Source organism: Lysobacter sp. Soil_C_15 (genome assembly GCF_057657315.1).
Genome location: NZ_JBDGIR010000001.1, coordinates 320,940 through 341,140 on the forward strand (window position 1 = coordinate 320,940; position 20,201 = coordinate 341,140).

The 20,201-nt window shown below is 69.6% G+C and carries 20 protein-coding genes; 12 read left to right on the forward strand and 8 right to left on the reverse strand.

Annotation, left to right across the window (positions count from 1 at the left end):
- Window positions 1–219 precede the first annotated feature (219 nt).
- Entirely contained in the window at window positions 220–660 is a 441-nt protein-coding gene (locus AC3A57_RS01445; protein ID WP_221670204.1) for a hypothetical protein, read from the reverse strand.
- Window positions 661–977: 317 nt separating this feature from the next.
- Here AC3A57_RS01445 and AC3A57_RS01450 point away from each other — a divergent pair, with 317 nt between their 5' ends.
- The 3 genes from AC3A57_RS01450 to AC3A57_RS01460 all read left to right on the forward strand — a co-directional run bounded on the left by AC3A57_RS01450 (window position 978) and on the right by AC3A57_RS01460 (window position 2,868).
- Complete coding sequence (locus tag AC3A57_RS01450; protein WP_221670205.1) at window positions 978–1,154, forward strand: hypothetical protein; 177 nt, start codon at window positions 978–980, stop codon at window positions 1,152–1,154.
- A 141-nt stretch (window positions 1,155–1,295) separates the two neighbouring features.
- On the forward strand, window positions 1,296–2,102 hold the full coding sequence (locus tag AC3A57_RS01455) for a C2 family cysteine protease (protein WP_487577237.1): 807 nt from the start codon (window positions 1,296–1,298) through the stop codon (window positions 2,100–2,102).
- Window positions 2,103–2,331: 229 nt separating this feature from the next.
- A complete protein-coding gene (locus AC3A57_RS01460; protein WP_487577238.1) occupies window positions 2,332–2,868 on the forward strand; it encodes a hypothetical protein in 537 nt (178 codons plus the stop codon).
- A gap of 144 nt (window positions 2,869–3,012) precedes the next feature.
- Here AC3A57_RS01460 and AC3A57_RS01465 read toward each other — a convergent pair whose 3' ends face one another.
- The 5 genes from AC3A57_RS01465 to AC3A57_RS01485 form a co-directional block, all read right to left on the reverse strand.
- Window positions 3,013–3,771: a DUF3472 domain-containing protein gene (locus tag AC3A57_RS01465; protein WP_487577239.1), complete on the reverse strand. Its 759-nt coding sequence runs from the start codon at window positions 3,769–3,771 to the stop codon at window positions 3,013–3,015.
- A 778-nt stretch (window positions 3,772–4,549) separates the two neighbouring features.
- On the reverse strand, window positions 4,550–4,897 hold the full coding sequence (locus AC3A57_RS01470) for a hypothetical protein (protein WP_487577240.1): 348 nt from the start codon (window positions 4,895–4,897) through the stop codon (window positions 4,550–4,552).
- A 236-nt stretch (window positions 4,898–5,133) separates the two neighbouring features.
- On the reverse strand, window positions 5,134–5,301 hold the full coding sequence (locus AC3A57_RS01475) for a hypothetical protein (RefSeq protein ID WP_487577241.1): 168 nt from the start codon (window positions 5,299–5,301) through the stop codon (window positions 5,134–5,136).
- Entirely contained in the window at window positions 5,298–6,461 is a 1,164-nt protein-coding gene (locus AC3A57_RS01480) for a haloalkane dehalogenase (RefSeq protein WP_487577242.1), read from the reverse strand. The genes AC3A57_RS01475 and AC3A57_RS01480 overlap by 4 nt, the downstream gene beginning before the upstream one ends.
- Before the next feature lie 87 nt (window positions 6,462–6,548).
- A complete protein-coding gene (locus tag AC3A57_RS01485; protein ID WP_487577243.1) occupies window positions 6,549–6,920 on the reverse strand; it encodes a hypothetical protein in 372 nt (123 codons plus the stop codon).
- Window positions 6,921–7,266: 346 nt separating this feature from the next.
- On the opposite strand from AC3A57_RS01485, the gene AC3A57_RS01490 reads away from it, so the two are divergent.
- Complete coding sequence (locus tag AC3A57_RS01490) at window positions 7,267–7,545, forward strand: hypothetical protein (RefSeq protein ID WP_221670214.1); 279 nt, start codon at window positions 7,267–7,269, stop codon at window positions 7,543–7,545.
- A 169-nt stretch (window positions 7,546–7,714) separates the two neighbouring features.
- Here AC3A57_RS01490 and AC3A57_RS01495 read toward each other — a convergent pair whose 3' ends face one another.
- Entirely contained in the window at window positions 7,715–9,241 is a 1,527-nt protein-coding gene (locus AC3A57_RS01495) for an MFS transporter (protein ID WP_487577244.1), read from the reverse strand.
- A 218-nt stretch (window positions 9,242–9,459) separates the two neighbouring features.
- On the opposite strand from AC3A57_RS01495, the gene AC3A57_RS01500 reads away from it, so the two are divergent.
- Window positions 9,460–10,365 (forward strand): LysR family transcriptional regulator, encoded by a 906-nt coding sequence (locus AC3A57_RS01500; protein WP_487577245.1) that lies wholly within the window; start codon window positions 9,460–9,462, stop codon window positions 10,363–10,365.
- Between the two features lie 198 nt (window positions 10,366–10,563).
- Window positions 10,564–12,375 carry a diguanylate cyclase domain-containing protein gene (locus tag AC3A57_RS01505; RefSeq protein WP_487577246.1) on the forward strand — a complete coding sequence of 604 codons (1,812 nt, stop codon included), beginning with the start codon at window positions 10,564–10,566 and terminating at the stop codon, window positions 12,373–12,375.
- A gap of 4 nt (window positions 12,376–12,379) precedes the next feature.
- On the opposite strand, the gene pcaD is transcribed toward AC3A57_RS01505, so the two are convergent.
- Window positions 12,380–13,180, reverse strand: a complete 801-nt coding sequence (gene pcaD, locus AC3A57_RS01510; protein ID WP_487577247.1) for a 3-oxoadipate enol-lactonase — start codon at window positions 13,178–13,180, stop codon at window positions 12,380–12,382.
- Window positions 13,181–13,316: 136 nt separating this feature from the next.
- Between pcaD and AC3A57_RS01515 the strand changes: the two genes are divergently transcribed.
- From AC3A57_RS01515 to AC3A57_RS01540, 6 genes are all read left to right on the forward strand, one after another.
- The gene (locus tag AC3A57_RS01515) at window positions 13,317–14,282 is read left to right on the forward strand and encodes a LysR family transcriptional regulator (protein WP_487577248.1); all 966 of its coding nucleotides are present in this window, start codon (window positions 13,317–13,319) and stop codon (window positions 14,280–14,282) included.
- A gap of 92 nt (window positions 14,283–14,374) precedes the next feature.
- Complete coding sequence (locus AC3A57_RS01520) at window positions 14,375–15,043, forward strand: HAD family hydrolase (RefSeq protein ID WP_487577249.1); 669 nt, start codon at window positions 14,375–14,377, stop codon at window positions 15,041–15,043.
- Window positions 15,044–15,184: 141 nt separating this feature from the next.
- Window positions 15,185–16,135 (forward strand): sugar-binding transcriptional regulator, encoded by a 951-nt coding sequence (locus AC3A57_RS01525; protein ID WP_487577250.1) that lies wholly within the window; start codon window positions 15,185–15,187, stop codon window positions 16,133–16,135.
- Window positions 16,136–16,354: 219 nt separating this feature from the next.
- A complete protein-coding gene (locus AC3A57_RS01530; protein WP_487577251.1) occupies window positions 16,355–17,722 on the forward strand; it encodes an ABC transporter substrate-binding protein in 1,368 nt (455 codons plus the stop codon).
- Between the two features lie 101 nt (window positions 17,723–17,823).
- Window positions 17,824–19,125, forward strand: coding sequence for a carbohydrate porin (locus AC3A57_RS01535; protein ID WP_487577252.1), 1,302 nt, complete (start codon window positions 17,824–17,826; stop codon window positions 19,123–19,125).
- Window positions 19,126–19,331: 206 nt separating this feature from the next.
- On the forward strand, window positions 19,332–20,201 hold the full coding sequence (locus AC3A57_RS01540; protein WP_487577253.1) for a carbohydrate ABC transporter permease: 870 nt from the start codon (window positions 19,332–19,334) through the stop codon (window positions 20,199–20,201).

Consider the following 20,201-nt stretch of genomic DNA (forward strand, 5'->3'; position numbering starts at 1 on the left):
ATCGCGAATGCAGGGTCATTTGCTGACGTCGGTTGCCGGCGCTTGGCGCAAGACCGACCGCCCGACGATCGGCTCGGCCCGCTCCGGCGCCCGACGCCGCGCACGGCGCACACGCAAATCGCGCAGCGGCCGGCCTGCATCGCGAGGCCGGCACGAAAGCACATGGCGATCGTCATCGGCCGCATCCCGGCGCGCGCGCTCCGGGGCGACCGGCAGCGGCTACTTGCCGGCGCGGACCTTGCGCGCCGGCACCGGCACGCAGCGCAGGCAGCGCCCGGCCAGGCCTTCGTCGACCCGATAGAACTGGTGATGGCTGAGGTCGTTGTAGCTCCACGGACGGGTCACCTCGACGATCGAACGCGGCGCCAGGCGGGCGCACTCTTCGGCCGCGGCCTTGGACGCGCTATGCCAGTGGTCGTCGACGATGCCGCAGGTCTTGGTCCCGACCTGGCCGCTGCCGGCCGGACAGGAATCCGGGTCGCTGGGCGGCTGGCGCTGGTGATAAGCCTTCAGATACGCCGGGCTGAGCTCGAACTTGGCGACCTCCTGCTCGGTCGTGCCCGGGTCCAGGCACCAGCCGACCGGACGCGGGTCGTGGGCCTGCGCAGCCGAGGCGGCGACGGCGAGAACGAGCGACACGAACAGCGGCAGGGTACGCATGGGACTCTCCTTATCGAGGGACGCGTTGGCGAAGATGCGGTCGGACTCCAGGGCGCGGTCACGCTAGGCCTGCCCCTGCCCACTGTCCAACGAATTCACGGGACAAACCGGGAACGAATGCCGCCGCGGCAATGCCGACGCGGCCTGGCGACGGGCCGCGAGGCACATTCAAAGCGCGTGAGTTGCGGCACACCGTCCCCGGGGTCCACTCTCCAAATCGAGAACCAGATCACAAGATCGCCGCTCGACCCGCAGCCGCGCTCCATCGAAGCGGCGCGCGCAGCGACCGCCCTACCCCCAGCTGTGCTCCACCTCGTATGAACGCCATCGACGCCACCCCTCCCGGACTCATCGCCCGCCGCATCGCACCGGATCAGTTGCTGGTCCAACTCGCCGAGCGCCAGACCGTGCTCAGCGACGAAGAAGCGAACTGGCTGTTGAAGCAGCTCGACGTCGCGCTGCGCGCCGCGTGCGCGCCGGCGATCGGCGACTGACCATCGCCGGCCGAAGCCGGCGCGCGGCCGCGCCCGCGGCCGCCCTAGGGCCGGCCCGAGGACTGGGGCACGCCCTAGTTATGCGCAGGCCGCGCCCGGCCTAACCTGCGCGGCATCCCCCTCGCAGCGCCGGAGCACGTCATGGAACTGAACAGCGCCAACCTGTACGCCTTCCGCCCAGTCAACCTGCCGGCGGAAATCGACCACGAGAAAGCGGCCGAGGCGAACAAGACCGAGACGCCGTTCGTCCAGGGCGACGGCGACGCCAATCCGATCGACGCCAACGACGTCAGTCAGGACGGCTACGGCAGCTGCGCGGTGCTGTCGACGATCAAGGCGATCGCGGCGCAGAACCCGGACGTGATCAAGAACATGATCCGCGACAACGGCGACGGCACCTACACCGTCACCTTCAAGGAATACGACAGCGGCTTCCTCGGTTTCGGCTCGGGCTGGGACAAGAAGGAAGTCACCGTGTCCGGTCCGTTCGACGGCGACGCCGCCGATATCGGCGACATGGGCAAGGACGGCCAGGGCGAAGTGTGGCCGGCGATCATCGAAAAGGCTTACGGCCAGTTCGCCGGCGACGGCTACAAGACCTACGACGACGGCGAAAGCCCGGCCAAGGTCCAGGAGGCCATCCTCGGCCGCGACGCCAGCACCGAATCGCCGTCGGAATACAGCTCCGGCGATCTCAACGAGAAGCTCGAGAACGGCGAGGCCGTGGTCGCCTGGACCGCCGGCGACTGGAACGACGAGCAGACCAAGCTGGCCCAGCAGTACGGCGTCGCCGGCGGCCATGCCTACCGGGTCGAGGACATCTACGTCGACGGCGACGGCAACACCCGGATCAAGCTCGACAATCCCTGGGGCCACGGCGACGTCGACATGCCCTATTCGGATTACCAGAAGCTGTACCACGAAGTGAACTCGACGCCGACCCGCTAAGTGCGTCCGCCATCGCCGGTACACCGCGCGCAAGCCGCAGCCCTGCGGCTTGCGCGTTCGGCGTCCGGGTGATTACATGCGCAAGCCTCGTTTCGTGGCTTCACTGCAGACGAATGACGCGATGAACGGCCGATTCTTGCAAGCCGGCGCGGGCCTGTTGCTGAGCCTGACCCTGCTGTCCTGCGCCGCCGAGCCGGCGCCCCCCACCGCTGCCCAGGCAGGAGCCTCCATGAGCGACAGTATCCAGATCATCCAGGGCCGCACCGCGTCCCACGATCAGGCCAAGCTTGGCCTGGTCAACGTGTTCGACGGCCACGACGTGCGCCTGGACGTGTGGAATCCGGCCGACAAGCGCTGGCTCGGCAAGCTCAAGCTCAAGCGCTCGGACATCTTTCCGGTCGGCGGCGGTTTCCTGCGCCTGCAGGACGTCGGCGGCGACGGCCAGCGCGCCAACGTCTCGCTGGCCGAATTCTCCGCCGCCGGCATCGGCGCGCCCGCGGCCGACGCCCTGGCCCTGGTCGAAGGCGGCGAACTCGACATCGGCGACGACGCGGTGCGCATCGTCGAAATCGACCGCGACGGCGCCACGGTCGAAACCTGGCCCAAGCGTTATCCGCGCGACGTGGTCGAGGCCGACAAAGTCGCCAGCCAGCGCCTCGAACCCGGCGCCGTGCTCGCGCTGGGCGGCGCCTCGCTGCAGGTGCGCCGCCTGCAACCGCGCGCCGGCGAAGTGCTCGGCTTCATCGAGTTCGACCTGCAGCACTGAGCCCGGCATTCGGCGCATCTGGCCGGACGACTTCCGACGACGGCCGCTGCGGTGCTCCCGCAGCGGCCGTCGCCGCATCGACGCCAGCGGTCCCGCATCCGTCGGCCGATTCCCTATTCCCGACTCCCCATTCCCGGCTCCGCTTCACTCGGCCGGCGAAGCCAACCCGCCCAGATCGCTGACGATATTGATGCACTTGCCGCCGGCATCGCAGGCGGCATGAGCGATGTTGCGGTCGTTGCAGTTGCCGTAGGTGCGGGTGGTTTGGCCGGTCGCCGGAACGTTGCCGTTGGCCATCGGCAAATAGAACACCGAAGACTGCGCGCCGATCACGCTGCACGAAGCGAGCTGGTTGCTGCCCTGGCTGTACTCCTCGACGAAACTCACCGACTGGTTCTTGAGCCCGCTCCACGCGGTCGGGATCAGGATCGTCGCCACGGTGATGCTTTCGCCGCTCATCAGGTCGGTGACCACGCCGCTGACCCGGTTCGAGGCGCGGACGATGTCGAGCCGGTACTTGTGCCCGGTCTTCCAGTTCCATTTGATCTGGCACTGCACGCCGCTGCCTTCGTGGCTGAAGTGGCCGCAGTTGGCGCGGCTGGCCGGATCCCAGCCGCTGGCCAGCCAGATCGAGAAGTTGAGCCAACGCTGGCCGGAGCGGTTCTGCAGGCCGATGTAGCCGCCGTCGCCGCCGACGAACCAGAACTGGTTGGCCCAGTAGTAGTTCGAGCGGCTGCCGCCGTCGTGGTTGACTTGATCGTAGAAGCTCAGCCGGTCGTAGCCGCCGACCGCTTCGGGCCATTGCGCGTGGGTGCTGACGATGCCGCCCACCACCACCGCCTGCGCGCTTCCACAGACCAGCGCGCTCAACGCCAGCACGCCGCTCAGCAGCCAGTTCTTCATTGCGACCTCCCTCTTTCGGTTCGGAATGCGTCCGCGGATGCGGACGGCGAATGCGCGTGCGACGCCGGCGCGACCGGCGCTGTCCACGCGGCGGCCGAGCCTAGTCGCGCCGAAGACGGGTAAGAAAAGAACCTTTTTTCATAAGCGCGGACGCGGCGCGGCGCGTTTTCGCGCCCGCTTCGGGGCTGGCCTTCGAGACAACGATGTCATGCGTCCGGTTCTGTGCGGACCATTGCAGGCGACTACGCGGACAGGTCGCTCAGCGCGCGTGAGAAAGCGTCGATGACATCGCTATTCGCTGTCGCGGCTGTTTCGCCTTACTAGATGAAAATTTCCTTCATCGCCGCCATCGGCCCCGGCGAAGGCGCGGATTTGCGCGAAGTCGCTGTCCTGTAGGAGCGGCGTGAGCCGCGACCGCCGAAGCGACGCACAACGTGTCACGTCCGAAATCCGGATCGGCGCATGAGGGCTTGTCGATCGGCCGCTTCGAACACAACGCTGGCGTACACCGCTTCGGCGGTCGCGGCTTATGACCGCAGGAAATCCCGTGGGACGCCGCTCATACAAAAGCCGGGGGGGGGGGGGGCGCATCGGACACGCAAAAAACCGCGGGGCCGATCGGCCCCGTGGTTCGTCGTCATGCTCGCTGGCGCCGGGATCCGGCCGGCGTATAGGCCTGGCCGACGGGCACTTGCGCCATATGTCGTGTTACGGCGCCCCGCGCAGTGCCCGCCGGCACCGGCCGGTTCGCGATGTCTACGACGATCTGCGCTGCGGCTCAGGCATGCGCGCACAGGCGCAGGCTTTCCGCCGGACCGATCTGCGCCGCCAGCGCTTGCGCGTGGGCGCGTTCCCAGGCCGCGCGCGCGGCCGGTTTGGCCTGCGCCCAGTCCAGGCACGAGTTGCCGCGCACTTCGCGGTAACGCCGTTCCAGGTTCAGGCGCGGATCGTCGAAACAATATTCGGGATGTTCGTTGAACACAGCGACGCCCAGGTACAGGGCCGGACCGTAATCGCGGAAACTCACCCCGGCGCGATGGAACGACGCGGTGTGATAAGCGATGGCCCAGTAGCCGAGATCGCTGGCAGGCGCCTTGCGCGGCAGCCTGAACGGGATCGTGGTCATCGGTGTAACTCCGACGGGATCCGCCTTGGGGAATAGCACTTTGGTCGAAGCCAGGGGCCAATTCCGTGACCGCACGCGTAGTTCCTGTGCCTTATGTGCCAGGGGGACCGCCACTCGTCGGAAACGCAACCGGTCGCGCATACCCGGCGCGACCGGGCGCACCGGCGCGGCGGACGCAGCGCAAATCCGCCCGCGGCGAGACCGTGCCGGCCGCGCGGCGGACGCCTGGGACGCGTTTACAGGCCGCGGAACAAGGTGCCGAACAGCAGCAGCGCGAAACCCAGCGCGACCAGCCAGAAGGCGAAGCCCGCCAGCGGCAGGTAGCCCAGCTTGGCGGCGATGCCGGCGCCGCCGGCGAGCACGGAGAGGAAGAAGATCGGGAAGCTGGGCGGAGTCAGGTTCATGGGCACCTCGTGGCCGTGGGAAGGACCGGTCGCGGACAGGCCGGTAGATCGGTGATGTTCATCACAAAAATCACACCAATCGGCCCGACGATGCCACTCCGCTCCCCACCGCACAATCTGTGTGTCGCAGCACACTGCGCCGCTGCAACAGGCTTCAGCCGCCGTCCGTGCGCTGCGCGCTCACCCGCGCACCTCGGCGACGAACGCGCGCAGCGCGCGCCCGATCTGCCGCGCGAATCCTCCTGCGGGTAATGCAGGCCGGCGACGACGACCTCGCGCTGGTTCGGCCAGCCGCGGCAGAACTCGCGCGCGCGGCCGGTCAGCAGCGCGCCGGGTTCGACATTGACGAACAGCTTCGGCACAGCGCTGCGCGCCAGCCACCGGCCGTAGGCCTCGACCGCGGCGGCGACATCGGCCGGCTCGCCTTCGATCGGCAAATCGCGCGGAAACGCCAGGGTCGGCGCGCGCGACTGGCGGCTCGCGAACGGCGCCCGGTACGCCCGCATCTCCTCGGCCGAGAGGCTGCGCAGGATGCTCTTGGGCAACACCGTTTCGACGAAGAAGTTTTCGTCCAACAGCATCCGCTCGCCGCGCTCGGACCGCATGGCGCGGAACAGCGCGTCGCGGCCGTGGGCGAAATCGCTCCACAGGCGCGGCTGCACCAACGCTTCCATGTAGGCGATCGCGGCGACCCGCTCGGGGTGCCGGTGCGCGTAATGGAAGCCCAGCGCCGAGCCCCAATCGTGCAGCACCAGGACCACGTCCGAGCGCAGCTCCAGGGCCTCGAACCAGGCATCGAGATAGCGCGCATGGTCGAAGAAGCGATAGCCGCCGCCCGGCATCGGCGCCGAGGCGCCCATCCCGACCAGGTCCGGCGCAAGGCAACGGCCGAGATCGCTGAGGTGCCCGATGATGTTGCGCCACAGATAGGACGAGGTCGGGTTGCCGTGCAGCAGCACGATCGGCGCGCCCTCGCCGACGTCGACATAGCTGATCTCGCTGTCGAGCACGCGCACGCGCCGGCGCGGCCAGGGGTCGAGCGGCGAGATATCGTCCGGCGTCGCGTCGTCCGGCATCGCGTCTTCGGACATCGCGTCTTCGGACATCGGCGCATCCGACCGGTCGGCGATCGGCGGCTGCGCAGCGGCGGGTGTGGGCATGGCGGTCTCGACGCGGGATAGGGAAACCCAGTCTGCCCAGCGCGCCGCCGCCGGGGAGCCAGGCCCGGCGATTTGCAGGGAGCCAGCTCAGCGCCGGCGCTGACTCAGCCGGCGCCGGTTTTGCGCCACGGTGCGCGCCACCGGCCGCAGCCCCGCAGCGATCCAGCGGTCGCCCTCGCGCCAGGCGCCGGCCCAGGCCCGGGCGGGGTGGTGCCAGCTCGCCGCCGCGGCCGGCGTCGACCAGGCATCGAGTTGCATCCGCCACCACTGGGTCGACATCGCCCACCACGACAGGCCGAACGCGGCCCACTTCTCGTCGAGCATGCGCTGCCACTCGCGCCGATCGCGCGCCGACGGCGGATACGCCGCCATCGACAGCCACCACAGACGCATGCCGATCACCCACGGCGCACCGGTCCAGATCGCGGTCAGCGGCGGCAGGGAACGGGAGAAAGACAACGTGTTCGGGTTCGGCATGGCGGCCTCGCGATGGCTGCAGCGGATGGGAAGCGGCTTGGCGGCCGGCGCGAACCGCCCGCCTTCGGATCCGGCGGCGACGGGCGGATGCTGGCGCACGCGCATCGGCTTCACCCTGCCATGCCGCTCGCGCAGACTTGATGACGATGCGATGTCGTCTCGGCGGCCGCGCGCGAAGTCTCATTTTCGAGTTGCGACGCCGCATTGCGGGCGCTGGCGCGGTGCGTTCCAGTTCCGCATATCGCCGGCATTTTCGCTTGCCTGCGCGTGGCCGAGCCGACCAAGGTGTACCGGCCGCCGCCCCGGCGGCCCACGAATGGAGTCGGCAATGCAATCGGTGATCAAGAAGATGTCGCGCAGCGCGATGCTGGTGTTGGCGATCGGCACGGCCTACAGCTCGTCCGCCTCGGCGGCGCGCATCGAGCAGGTGTACGGCAGCGGGTTCTGGGCGGACAGCACCACCGCCACGGTGATCGCGGTCAATCAGGCGATCTCGATCTGCCAGACCAACGGCGGCACGGTGCTGTTCGGCTACCAGGTGCACAGCATGCGTTTCATCCATCCGAACTGGTTCGTCAACGTATCGATCAACTGCCAGTACCCCTGAGCCGCGCGCGCGGCGTCGCCGCAGGCCGATCCCGGCCTGCGGCGCTCGCGGGCCGGCCGGCTTTTCGAGGGGCGGCCTTTCAAGGGCAGGCTTTTCAAGGGCAGGCTTTTCAAGAGCCGACCTTTCAAGGATCGATCTTTCAAGGATCGACCTTTTCCGGTGCGACCTTTCAGGAGCCGGCCAGCCGCGCGCCGATCCGGCGCGGACTGAAGATCGCCAGGCCCAGCGCGGCCAACAGCCACACGCCGACGCCGCCGTACAGCATCGCCAAGTCGAAGCCGTGGGCGAGCGCGGCGCGCGCCGCCTGGCGCGCGGCTTCGTCGCTGCCGAGCGCGCTCAGATCGCCGGCCGCGATGCGTTCGGCCGCGGCCGGAGCGAACGCACCGTAGCGCTCGCGCAGGCTGGCGCCGATGCCGGCCAGCAGGATCAGTCCCATCACCGCGATGTTCACCGTCAGGCTGATGAAGCGCGCGCTCATGTCCATGCCGGTGGCCATGCCGGCGCGTTCGCTCGGTACCGCCGCGGTGGTGGTGTTGGTCACCGGGGTATTGGTCAGGCCCAGGCCGATGCCGGCCGACAGCAGGCCCGGCAACAACTGCGCCCAGCCCGGCTCGGCCGCGCGGCCGCCGTAGCGCATCGCCAGAAAGCCGGCGCCGATCGCGAACAAGCCGGTGGTGACCGTCCACCCCGGATGGAAGCGCAGGCTCAGGCGTTCGGCCAGCGGCGGCATGACCAGGGTCGGCAGGGTGTAGGCCAGCAGCAGCGCGCCGGCCGCGAAGGCGTCGTAGCCGAGCACGCCGTGGAAATAGATCGGCAGATACACGATGAACGGCCAGAAGCTGACGTTCATCGCTACCGCGCCGACCATCGCTCCGGAGAAGTCGCGCAGCTTGAACACGGCGAAGTCGAACATCGGGTGCGCCTGCGCGGTTTCGATGCGGACGAAGGCGATCAGCGCCACCGCCGCGACGGCGGCCACGGCGAGCACCGCGGCGCTGGCGAAGCCTGCCGCCGGCCCCTGGATCAGGCACCAGGTCAGGCCGAACACGCCGACCGACAGAGTCGCGATGCCGGCCGCGTCGAGCCGGCCGGCCTGCGGGTCGCGCGATTCCTGCACCCCGCGCAGCAGCGGCCACAAGGTGATCGCCGCCAGCGCGACATGGACCAGGAACACCCAGCGCCAGTCGGCCAGGGCGAGGATGCCGCCGCCGACGATCGGGCCGAAGCCCAGGCCGACGCCGAACACCACGCCCCAGGCGGCGAAGGCGCGTGCGCGTTCGCGACCGGCGCGGAACTGGTGCGCCAGCACCGCGGTGCCGCAGATCAGCATCACCCCGCCGCTGCCGCCTTGCAGGAAGCGCGCGACGATCAGCGTCCGCGCATCGCTCGCCAGGCCGCAGGCCAGCGAGGTCGCGGCGAACCCGAGCAGGCCGGCGACGAACACGCGCTTGCGGCCGTAGCGGTCGCCGAAGGTGCCGGCGGCCATCAGTACCGTGGTGCAGGCCAGGGTGTAGGCGTTCATGATCCACTGCAGTTGGCCGAAGCCGGCCGGCAGCTGCCGCTCCAGCACCGGCAGGATCACCGGCACGCTGGAGATCTCCAGGCCGAACATCAGCGAGGACAGGCAGACCGCGGCCAGCGCCACGGTATTGCGCGAAAGCGGCCGCGACGCGGGCGCGGCGGAAGAAAGCGGCATGACAGGAACTCCGGGCGACGGGGGATGGATCCCGCCGTCGCCCGCTGGCCGCCTGCGCGGTGGCGCAGCGGCGCGACGCCGTCGCGGCGAGGCGAACGGCAGGCGGATCGGACGGCGGGCCCGCTGCAGCGGAGGCGGCCATTGTCGGCAAGCCCGGGCGATGAGAGAAATGATTTAATTTCGGCCAGGCCATTAACGGCCGTCATCCATCCGCCGCCATGGACTTCGATCCCAGCCTGCTGCGCGCCTTCGTCGCGGTCGTCGACACCGGCGGCTTCACCCGCGCCGCGCAGCGCCTGCACCTGACCCAGTCGGCGGTCAGCCATCAGATCCGCCGGCTCGAGGCGCAGGTCGGACGACGCCTGCTGGTGCGCAGCACGCGCAAGCTGAGCCTGAGCGAGGACGGCCGCGAGTTCCTGCGCCATGCGCAACAGATCCTGCAGGCGCTGGATGCGCTGAGCCGGCGCTTCGATCCCTCGCCGGTGTCCGGCACGGTGCGTTTCGGCGCGCCGGAGAACTTCATGCGCGAACGCCTGCCGCAGTTGCTCGGCCGTTTCGCCCAGGCCTATCCGCAGGTGCGGCTGGAAGTCAGCGTCAGCGCCAACCTCGACCTGCCGGCGATGCTCGATGCCGACGAACTCGACCTGGCGGTGCTGATCGCCGAACGCGCGAACGACACGCCGTCGCCGGGCCAGTTGCTGCGGCGCGCGCGCCTGGTCTGGGTCGCCGCCGAAGGTTTCGCGCCGCCGCCCGGCGCGTCGTTGCCGTTCGCGTTCTTTCCGCCGCCGTGCGTGCACCGCCGGGTCGGCCTGCAGGCGCTGCGACAGGCCGGCATCGACGGCCATATCGTGTTCACCTCGCACAGCCAGGAAGGCATCCACGCCGCCGCCCTGGCCGGGCTGGCGATCACCGCGATCGCCGAGGACGACATCGAGCCGGGCCTGCAGCCGGTGGCCGAACGCTATGCCCTGCCGCCGTTGCCGGAAGTGGATTTCTCGCTGGTCTGGAACGAGCGCGGCCGCAGTCCGGCGGCGCAGGCCTTCGGCGAGCTGATCGGCGAGATCGCCCTGGCGGCGCCGGAATCGGTCTATCCGCGTCCGGCCCAGCGCGTCGCGCGCCGCTGAATAATCGCGGAGTACGTCACAGAACCGAAGGCCGCCGCGCCGAAATCTCCACGATCCGCCGCGCAATGCCGGCGGCGTCGACGCCGACTTGATCATCCAGTCACATCGACGGCGGCATGCTCGGGTTTGGCCCCGCAGGAGCATGCGCGAGCGCGGGCGCGGCCTCCGGCTCGTCCGCTCGCGCCGACCAACGCGACCGTGCTTAACGAACCCAAACGCATCGGCTGGGACGCGCTGCTGATGGCGCTGTTGACCGGCGTGTCGGCCTGGGGCGCGATCGCTCTCGCGCGCGGCCCCGGCGAGCTGTCGGCGGTGTGGATCGGCAACGGCATCCTGGTCGGCTGGCTGCTGTCGCGGCCTACCGCGCGCTGGCCGTTCTACCTGTGCGCCGCGCTCGCCGTCGAACTCATCGTGCGTCTGCTCGCCGCCGAGACGTTCGCCAGCGCGGCAATCGTGGCCGGCGCCAACTTGCTCGAAGCCCTGATCCTGGCCGGCCTGGTGCGCCGCTTCGTGCCCGACGTCGGCGACCCCAAGCGCTGGATCAGCCTGGGCGGCATCGCCACTTCCAGCACTCTGCTCGCCTGCATCGTGTCCGGCCTGATCGCCGCCGGAGCGATGTGGCGGCTGCACGGCGCCGCGTTCTGGCCCGGGTTTCTGACCTGGTTCTCGGCCCACGTGGTCGGCCTGGTGGTCTTCGCCACCACCACCCTGGTCGCCCAGCGCGAGGGCCGGCGCATGTTCACCGCGCCGGGTCGCGGCCTGTCCTTCCTGCTGACCATGGGACTGGTCGCAGCGATCGCGCTGGCGGTGTTCATGGCGCCGTATCCGGTGCTGTTCCTGGCCTACCCGCCGCTGTTGCTCGGCGCGATCCGGCATCGCTTCGCCGGCATCGCGGTCGGCGTGGTCCTGCTGACCCTGATCGGCAGCGTCGCCACCGCGCTCGGCCACGGCCCGCTGTGGCTGGCCGAGGTCGGCACCTCGGGCCGCCTGGCCCTGCTGCAGTTGTACATCGCCGGCGGCTGCCTGATGACCATCCCGGTGGCCCTGGCGATGGCCGAACGCAAGCGCTTGGTCGCCGGCCTGCGCGACAGCGAGCGCCGTTACCGCATGCTGGCCGACTACTCGCACGATGTGGTGGTGCGGATGCGCGCCGACGGCCAGCGCCTGTACGTATCGCCGTCGGCGCGCGACATCCTCGGCTGGGAGCCGGCGCAGATGCTCGGCTCGCGCGAATCGCTGGTCCATCCGGAAGACCTGGATCGCCAGCAGCGCCTGTTGGCCGAAGTCATCGCGACCGGCGAGCCGCGCACCGCGGTCTACCGGATCCGCCACAAGGACGGCCACTACGTCTGGATCGAAGCGGTGACCCGGGCGATTCCGGCCGAGGACGGCAACGGCGTGGAAGCGATCTACGCCGGCCGCGACATCAGCCGCCGGGTCGAGACCGAGCGCGCGCTCGAAGCCAGCCGGCAGGAACTCGAACGCCTGGCGCGCTTCGACACCCTCACCGGCCTGGCCAACCGGCGCCAGTTCGAGGAGCGGATCGGCCTGGCCGTGCTCGGCCTCAACCGCGGCGGCGCGCTGTCGCTGCTGTACCTGGACATCGACCACTTCAAGCAGATCAACGACAGCCTCGGCCACGCCACCGGCGACGAAGTGCTGCGCAGCTTCGCCCAGCGCTTGCTCGGCTGCGTGCGCTCCAGCGACCTGGCCGCACGCCTGGGCGGCGACGAGTTCGTGGTCCTGATCGAGGACGCCGCCGTGCCCTCGGCCGCGGAGGCGGTGGCGCGCAAGCTGATCGAACGCATGCGCCGGCCGATCGCGGTCGGCGAGCGCGAACTCAGCGTCACCACCAGCATCGGCGTGGCCTACGCCAACCGGCCGACCGAAACCGCCAAGCTGCTGGCCGCCGCCGATGCGGCGCTGTACTGCGCCAAGCGCGAGCGCAATACCTATTGCCTGCAAGCGGTCGGCGCCGACGCCGCGCCGCGCAGCGTCGCGCGGCGCTGAGCGCTCAGGCCGCGTCCAGGAAACCGAGCACTTCGGCGAGGAATTCGGCCGGGTACTCGACATTGCTCAGGTGCACCGCCGGCAGCACCACCAGCCTGGCGTCCGCCACGGTCGCGGCGATCGCCGCGCTGTGGCTGGCCGCGGTCACCGGATCGTGTTCGCCGGCGATGATCAGGGTCGGGCTGACGATCAGCGCGATGCTGCGGCGCAGGTCGGCGTCGCGCACCGCGGCGTAGCTGCCGGCGAAGCCCTGGCGGTCGGTCGCCAGCAGCATGGCGCGGAACGGCGCGACCGCGGCGTCGCCGCGCTCCAGCATCGGCGCCGGAAACCAGTTGCGAAGGAAAGTTTCGGCGGTCTCGGCCAGATCCGGCGCCTGGGTCACCGCGGCGATGCGCTCGTCCCACTGCGGCGCCGGGCCGAGATAAGAAGAGGTATTGGCCAGCACCAGCCGGTCGATGCGCTCGGGCGCGTGCACGCCCAGCCACTGGCCGACGAAACCGCCCAGCGACAGGCCGAGGAAATGCGCGCGGCCGATGCCCAGTCCGTCCATCAGCTCGATCACGTCGCGGCCGAGCCGGTCCAGCGAGTAGGCGCCGGCCGGTACGTCGGAGGCGCCGTGGCCGCGCGCGTCGTAGCGCAGCACGCGGAAGTTCCGCGCCAGCGCGTCGACCTGCCCGTCCCACATCCGCAGGTCGGTGCCGATCGAGTTGGACAGCACCAGCACCGGCGCCTGCGCGTCGCCGTCGAAGCGGTAGGCCAGGCGCACGCCGTCGCCGGTGGTGAAGAAGGACAATTCGCTGTTCACGGGTCGGGTTCCTGTATCGATGGCTGAGGAGCGCCTTGCGCGCCCCCGCAACGGCTTCGCCGTGGAACCAAGGCTAGTTGCGGCCGGCCCGGCTTGATATTACAAAGCTTGCACATTCTCTGTAAGAAAATCGGACATGAGCGGATTCACCCTGCACGACCTGCAATGCTTCGATGCGGTGATCCGCGAGGGCGGCTTCCAGGCCGCGGCAGCGGTGTTGCACCGCTCGCATCCGGCGGTGTTCGCCGCGGTCGCCAAGCTCGAACGCCAGCTCGGCCTGAGCCTGCTCGACCGCAGCGGCTACCGGGTGCGCGCGACCGACGCCGGGCAGTCCCTGCACCGCCGCGCCCAGGCCGTGCTGCGCGAATGCGAAGGCCTGCGCACCCACGCCGCGCAGTTGGCGATGGGCGCGGAAAGCGAACTGCACGTGGTGATCGGCGACCTGTGCCCGCGCCCGCCCGTGCTCGGCCTGCTCGGGCGCTTCTTCGCCCAGGTGCCCGGCACCCGTCTGCATCTGCATTTCGAGGCGGTCGGCGGCCCGGCCGAGCGCCTGTTCGACGATCGCGCCGACCTGATCCTGCACTGCATCGACAAGAGCGATCCGCGCCTGGACTGGATCGACCTGGGCCAGGTGGCGTTCGTGCCGGTGGTCGCGCCGGGCTTCCTGCCGTTCGCGCCGTCGCGCGCGATCCGCCCGCAGCGACTGCGCGAGTTCACCCAATGCGTGATCCGCGACAGCGCCAGCCATTCGCCGCGGCGCGATTACTTCCTGGTCGAGGGGGCGCAACAATGCACCGTCGCCGACCATGCGATGAAGAAGGAAATCGTCCTGCAAGGCCTGGGCTGGGGCCACCTGCCACGGTTCCTGATCGAGGACGAACTGGCCGACGGCCGCCTGCTGTCGATCGCCGGGCGCTACCTGCCCGGCCGCCGCGAGGAACTGGTCGCAGCCCGGCGCCGCGACCGTCCGCAGGGCCCGGTCGCGGCGCGGCTGTGGCGATACCTGGCCGAGCAGGCGCCGCTGGCCGCGGCGGCGGCGTCTGTCCGGGTCCGTACCGCTGCAGCGAAACCGCGGCCGCCCGCCCGGTCCGGGCGAGCTTAGGGGCGGTACCGGGCGAGACCATGCCCAATCCATGGGTATTTGCTCAATCGATGCTAGGATGTTGCCAGCCAGCCCATCCGTCGAACCAACGCATGCACCGACCGTCTCCCCTGCAGTCGTTCGATCTGGTGATCTTCGATTGCGACGGCGTGCTGGTCGACAGCGAAACCCTGGCCTGCGAGGGCCTCAGCCTGCTGCTGGCCCGGTACGGCATACAGGCCGACATCGGCTATGTGATGAGCCAGTTCCAGGGCCGCAGCCTGACCTCGCTGGTCGAGCACTACCGCGAGCGTGGGATCGAATTGCCGCCGGGTTTTCGCGACGAGGTCCGGACTTGGATCGCCGAGCGCTTCCGTACCGCCTTGCGTCCGGTCGAAGGCGTCGACGCGATCCTGGGCGAGCTCGGCCTGCCGCGCTGCGTGGCCTCGTCCAGCGAGCGCGCGCGAGTCGAGCTGTCGCTGCGGCTGACCGGCCTGAGCCGCCATTTCGGCGACAGCGTCTACACCGCCGAGCAGGTCGCGCACGGCAAGCCGGCCCCGGACCTGTTCTTGTACGCGGCTCGACGCATGGGCGCCGATCCCGCGCGTACCCTGGTGATCGAGGACAGCGTCAGCGGCGTGCTCGCCGCGAACGCAGCCCGCATGCAGGTCTGGGGATTCACCGGCGGCAGCCACTACCGCGACCGCGACGGCGCCGCCCTGCTCGGCCAGGCCGGCGCGCAACGGGTGTTCGACCATATGAGCCGGTTCTGGCGCTCTTGAGCCGGGCCTGTTGAAATCCGATCAGTTGAAATCCGATCAGGAGCGCCGGACGCCGCCGGCGCTCCGGCTCGCCCACCGCCCGATCCGCCTCAACGGTCGGCGCACCCGCCGCAGGACGCCGCGCACGTACAGGACCCGCCGATGCCCGCCTTCGACAGCGATACCCGCCTGGACGCCGCCGCCCGTGCCGGCTGGCTGTACTACATCGCCGGCAACACCCAGGACGAGATCGCGCGCAAGCTCAACGTGTCGCGGGCGACCGCGCAGCGCATGGTTTCGTTGTGCCTCAGCGAACGCTTGATCACTTTCCGCCTGGACCACCCCATCGCACATTGCATGGGCTTGGCCGCGCAACTGCAGCAGCGTTTCGACCTGCGCCACTGCGAGGTCGCGCCGACCGACCCGGGCGCGCCGAACTCGGTCGCCGGCATCGCCGAGCGCGCCGCCGCCCTGCTCGAATCGGTGCTGCGCAGCGAGCAGCCCTCGATCGTCGCGCTCGGCACCGGCCGCGCCATGCGCGCGGCGGTCGAACGCATCCCGCGCATGGACGCGACCAATCACCAGATCGTGTCGCTGGTCGGCAACATCTCCCCGGACGGTTCGGCCAGCGAATTCGACGCCGCCGCGCGCCTGGCCGATACCGTGCAGTCGCAGCTGTATCCGATGCCGCTGCCGGTGTTCGTCTCCAGCGAGGAAGAGTGCGCGCAGTTGCTGCGCATCAACGCGGTCGGCCGGGTGCGCGCGATCGCCGCGCGCGCCGACCTGCGCCTGGTCGGGGTCGGCCAGATCGACAACGCCGCGCAACTGCACGTCGACGGCTTCATCGAGCGGGTCGAACTGCTGGAACTGATGCGCAAGGGCGCGGTCGGCGAGATCATCGGCTGGGCCTACGACCGCGAAGGCCGGATCGTCGACGGCGGCAGCAACGCGCGCCTGACCAGCGTGCCGCACGTGGTGCCGGCGCAGACTTCGACCATCGGCGTCGCCCAGGGCGCCTCCAAGGTGGTGCCGATCGCGGCCGCACTTCAAGGCCGGATCCTCAACGGCCTGATCACCGACGAAGCCACCGCCGCCGCACTGCTCGCGCTGTAAGCGCTAACAGTGTTCGCCGCCTGCGCCGCATCGCGGCGCAGCCCAAGCCCTTGATATGTGTGCCTTTCCCGTCGCAGCGGGCTCGCAGCGGCGGTCCCCGACCGTGCGCCCGCGCACTGCTGCGGCGCAATATCGATAGTTCTTTACAAGCCTCGCGAAGAGTGGGCATATGATCGACGCAAGATCATTTGCTCAAAACATCCTTGGGAGGGGCATCGGATGGGCAGGTCGACGATCGAGTACAAGCGCGGTTTCGGATGGGCAGCCGCAGGCCTGGCCTGCGTCCTGGCTGCGGGGTGCACGCCGGCGCCGGACGACGACGCTCCGGCCGGCGGCGGTGCGCAAACGCTGGTCATCGCCACCGTCAACAACGGCGACATGATCCGCATGCAGGGCCTGACCGCGGACTTCACCGCCAAGCATCCGGGCATCAGGCTCGAGTGGGTCACCCTGGAAGAGAACGTGCTGCGACAACGGGTGACCACCGACATCGCCACCCGCGGCGGCCAGTTCGACGTGCTGACCATCGGCACGTATGAAGTGCCGATCTGGGCCGAACGCGGCTGGCTCAAGCCGCTGCAGTTCTCCGCCGACTACGACGTCGACGACCTGCTGCCGAAGATCCGCGATGCGGTCAGCCACGACGGCAAGCTGTACGCGGCGCCGTTCTACGGCGAAGGTTCGATGCTGATGTACCGCACCGATCTGCTGGCCAAGGCCGGACTGAGCATGCCGGCCCAGCCGAGCTGGGACTTCGTGATCGACGCCGCGCACAAGACCACCGATCCGGCCGCCGGGGTGTACGGCATTTGCCTGCGCGGCAAGGCCGGCTGGGGCGAGAACATGGCCTTCCTCAGCGCGATGGCCAATTCCTTCGGCGCGCGCTGGTTCGACCCGCAATGGAGGCCGCAGTTCGACACCCCGCAGTGGAAAGACACCCTGCAGACCTATGTCGACCTGATGCGCAGCGCCGGTCCGCCGGGCGCGGCCTCGAACGGCTTCAACGAGAACCTGGCCCTGTTCAACGCCGGCAAGTGCGCGATGTGGGTCGACGCCACCGTGGCCGCGTCCTTCGTCAGCGACCCCAAGGAATCCAAGGTCGCCGACAAGGTCGGTTTCGCCGCCGCGCCGGACAAGGGGCTGGGCAAGAGCGCCGGCTGGCTGTGGGCCTGGAGCCTGGCGGTGCCGGCGAGTTCCAAGAAAGCCGACAGCGCGCAGAAGTTCATCGCCTGGGCCACGTCCAAGGGCTATAGCGAACTGGTCGCGTCCAAGGAAGGCTGGGCCAACGTCCCGCCGGGCACGCGCAAATCGTTGTACGCCAATCCCGCCTACCGCCAGGCCGCACCGTTCGCCGCCCAGACCCTGGCCGCGATCGAGGCCGCCGACACCCGCCACCCGACGGTCGAACCGGTGCCTTACGTCGGCGTGCAGTACGCGGCGATTCCCGAGTTCCAGTCGATCGCGACCGCGGTGGGCCAGCAGTTCTCCGCCGCGCTGACCGGCTCGGCCAGCGTCGAGGCGGCGCTGGCCAACGCGCAAAGCGCCACCGAACGCGAGATGCGCCGCGCCGGCTATCCCAAGCGCTGACCGCGCCCGCGCTTCCCCCTTCCGGGCGCGCCGGTCGCGCCCTCATCCGAATGACATGCAGGGCGGCCGCCGCGCCGGGCGCCCTAACGGAGTCGCTCATCATGAAGAAGCTCGAACCATCGGCCGCGACCGCGCTGGCCTTGTCCGCGGCCTTGGCCTGCAACGCGGCCCGCGCCGGCGAATTCGACCCCAACCGCTACCTCACCGGCGATTGGGGCGGCGCCCGGGCCCGCCTCGCCGAACGCGGCGTCGACCTCAAGCTCGGCTATTTCGGCCAGGCCGGCCATAACGCCAGCGGCGGCGCGCGCAGCGCCACCGCCTACGCCGACCAGTTCTTCCTCGGCGGCTATTTCGACCTCGACCCGCTGCTCGGTTGGCGCGGCGCGGAGTTCAAGCTGGAAATCAGCAACCGCAACGGCGAACTGATCAACGACAAGGCCGGCATGCCGTTCCTGCTGCAGTCGATGCAGATCTACGGCCGCGGCAACGTCACCCGCCTGACCCAGTTCTCGCTGACCCAGCGCCTGTTCGACGATCGCTTGCGGATCAAGGCCGGGCGCATCTACCCCAGCGCCGATTTCTTCGCCATGAGCTGCGCCTTCCAGCACCTGACCTTCTGCAGCGGCGGCTCGTCCAACTACATCAGCGGCAACTGGTACGGCGACCCGCTCAGCGCGCTAGGCGCGCAAGTCACCTACAGCCCCGACCGGCGCTGGTTCTTCAAGCTCGGCGGCTACGACACCAATCCGCGCACGCTGTCGCTGGAACAGGGGTTGAAGCTGCATACGCCCGGCGACGACGGCGGCACGCTGATGGTCGGCGAGATCGAATACAAGGCCGACTTCGGCGGCGGCATCGACGGCGACTACCGCATCGGCGTGGTCCGCAACAGCACCGACAAGCCCAAGCTGTTCGACCGCGCCGGCTTCCCGAGCGGACTGAGCGCAGCGCCGATCGCGATCCAGGACACCGACCGCGCCTGGTACCTCAATCTGGAACAACAGGTGACCCGCAACGCCGCCGGCGGCGGATTGCGCCTGTTCGCCAGCCTGATCCGACCGGACCAAGAGGTCAGCGCGGTCGGCGAAGTGCTCGCGGTCGGCGGCTTCCTCAATGCGCCGTTGCCGTCGCGGCCGCGCGACCGGCTCGGCCTGGCGTTCGGCCGCAACGCGGTCAGCCGCCGCCTCAGCGACGCCCAGCGCCGCTACAACCGCGCCCCGCCGACGGCCGGCGCGCCGGCTCTGGGCGTGCAGCGCTACGAGTACCCGGTCGAACTGAACTACAACTTCGCCGTCACCCCGGCGGTGGAGATCATGCCCAGCCTGCAGTACGTGCGGCATGCGAACGGACTCGACGGCAAGAACGCCACGGTCCTGGGCCTGCAACTGAGCCTGAACTTCTGAGCCGGCGCCCGACGGCCGGCGCTGCCCGCGCCGGCCGTGGGACGCGCGAGGACACCACGATGACCTCTAGCAGCGCACCCACCGCTCTCTCTCCCCCCGGCGCGCCCGCGCCGGGCGTCGGAACGCCCCCGGCCGCCGCGCGGCGGCCGGGTCCGGCCTGGGCTCGCTTGTTCGATAATGGCGCCAACGCGGCTCGGGACAGACCGATGGCCACGCAACAGACGCAAAAGCTCGCGCGCTGGCTGATCGCGCCGTCGATCGTCCTGCTGTTGGCCTGGATGATCGTGCCGCTGGCGATGACCGCGTGGTATTCCACGCTCCATTACAGCCTGCTCGACCCCGAACGGGCCTTCGTCGGCCTCGACAACTTCCGCTACTTCCTCGGCAATCCCGCCTTCCTCGCCTCGCTCGGCAACACCTTGCTGCTGGTCGGCGCGGTGCTGGCGATCACGGTGCTGCTGGGCGTACCGATCGCGCTGCTGCTGGACCAGGCCTTCATCGGCCGGCGAGTGGTGCGGCTGATGCTGATCGCGCCGTTCTTCATCATGCCTACGGTCAGCGCGCTGGTGTGGAAGAACCTGTTGATGCACCCGGTACAGGGCTTCCTGGCCTGGCTTTGGCGGGCGTTCGGCCTGATCCCGATCGACTGGTTCGCCGAGCATCCGATGCTGGCGATCGTCCTGATCGTCGCCTGGCAATGGCTGCCGTTCGCGGTGCTGATCCTGCTGACCGCGCTGCAGTCGCAGGACGAGGAGCAGCAGGAGGCCGCGCGCATGGACGGCGCCGGTCCGTTCGACCGCTTCTTCTACCTGACCCTGCCGCACCTGGCGCGCCCGCTGACCATCGTGGTGCTGATCCAGACCATCTTCCTGCTCACCGTGTTCGTGGAGATATACGTCACCACCGGCGGCGGCCCGGGCCACCAGACCACCAATCTGGCCTTCCTGATCTATTCGCAAGCGCTGCTGCAGTACGACGTCGGCGCGGCTTCGGCCGGCGGCCTGATCGCGGTGGTGATCGCCAACATCGCCGCCTTCTTCCTGGTCCGCATCGTCGGCAAGAACCTGGAGACCTGA

What these genes read in the sequence shown, in the direction of transcription:
- AC3A57_RS01445 (WP_221670204.1), bottom strand. Translation starts at nt 660, where the DNA reads ATGCGTACCCTGCCGCTGTTCGTGTCGCTCGTTCTCGCCGTCGCCGCC.
- AC3A57_RS01450 (WP_221670205.1), top strand. Translation starts at nt 978, where the DNA reads ATGAACGCCATCGACGCCACCCCTCCCGGACTCATCGCCCGCCGCATC.
- AC3A57_RS01455 (WP_487577237.1), top strand. Translation starts at nt 1,296, where the DNA reads ATGGAACTGAACAGCGCCAACCTGTACGCCTTCCGCCCAGTCAACCTG.
- AC3A57_RS01460 (WP_487577238.1), top strand. Translation starts at nt 2,332, where the DNA reads ATGAGCGACAGTATCCAGATCATCCAGGGCCGCACCGCGTCCCACGAT.
- AC3A57_RS01465 (WP_487577239.1), bottom strand. Translation starts at nt 3,771, where the DNA reads ATGAAGAACTGGCTGCTGAGCGGCGTGCTGGCGTTGAGCGCGCTGGTC.
- AC3A57_RS01470 (WP_487577240.1), bottom strand. Translation starts at nt 4,897, where the DNA reads ATGACCACGATCCCGTTCAGGCTGCCGCGCAAGGCGCCTGCCAGCGAT.
- AC3A57_RS01475 (WP_487577241.1), bottom strand. Translation starts at nt 5,301, where the DNA reads ATGAACCTGACTCCGCCCAGCTTCCCGATCTTCTTCCTCTCCGTGCTC.
- AC3A57_RS01480 (WP_487577242.1), bottom strand. Translation starts at nt 6,461, where the DNA reads ATGCCCACACCCGCCGCTGCGCAGCCGCCGATCGCCGACCGGTCGGAT.
- AC3A57_RS01490 (WP_221670214.1), top strand. Translation starts at nt 7,267, where the DNA reads ATGCAATCGGTGATCAAGAAGATGTCGCGCAGCGCGATGCTGGTGTTG.
- AC3A57_RS01495 (WP_487577244.1), bottom strand. Translation starts at nt 9,241, where the DNA reads ATGCCGCTTTCTTCCGCCGCGCCCGCGTCGCGGCCGCTTTCGCGCAAT.
- AC3A57_RS01500 (WP_487577245.1), top strand. Translation starts at nt 9,460, where the DNA reads ATGGACTTCGATCCCAGCCTGCTGCGCGCCTTCGTCGCGGTCGTCGAC.
- AC3A57_RS01515 (WP_487577248.1), top strand. Translation starts at nt 13,317, where the DNA reads ATGAGCGGATTCACCCTGCACGACCTGCAATGCTTCGATGCGGTGATC.
- AC3A57_RS01520 (WP_487577249.1), top strand. Translation starts at nt 14,375, where the DNA reads ATGCACCGACCGTCTCCCCTGCAGTCGTTCGATCTGGTGATCTTCGAT.
- AC3A57_RS01525 (WP_487577250.1), top strand. Translation starts at nt 15,185, where the DNA reads ATGCCCGCCTTCGACAGCGATACCCGCCTGGACGCCGCCGCCCGTGCC.
- AC3A57_RS01530 (WP_487577251.1), top strand. Translation starts at nt 16,355, where the DNA reads ATGGGCAGGTCGACGATCGAGTACAAGCGCGGTTTCGGATGGGCAGCC.
- AC3A57_RS01535 (WP_487577252.1), top strand. Translation starts at nt 17,824, where the DNA reads ATGAAGAAGCTCGAACCATCGGCCGCGACCGCGCTGGCCTTGTCCGCG.
- AC3A57_RS01540 (WP_487577253.1), top strand. Translation starts at nt 19,332, where the DNA reads ATGGCCACGCAACAGACGCAAAAGCTCGCGCGCTGGCTGATCGCGCCG.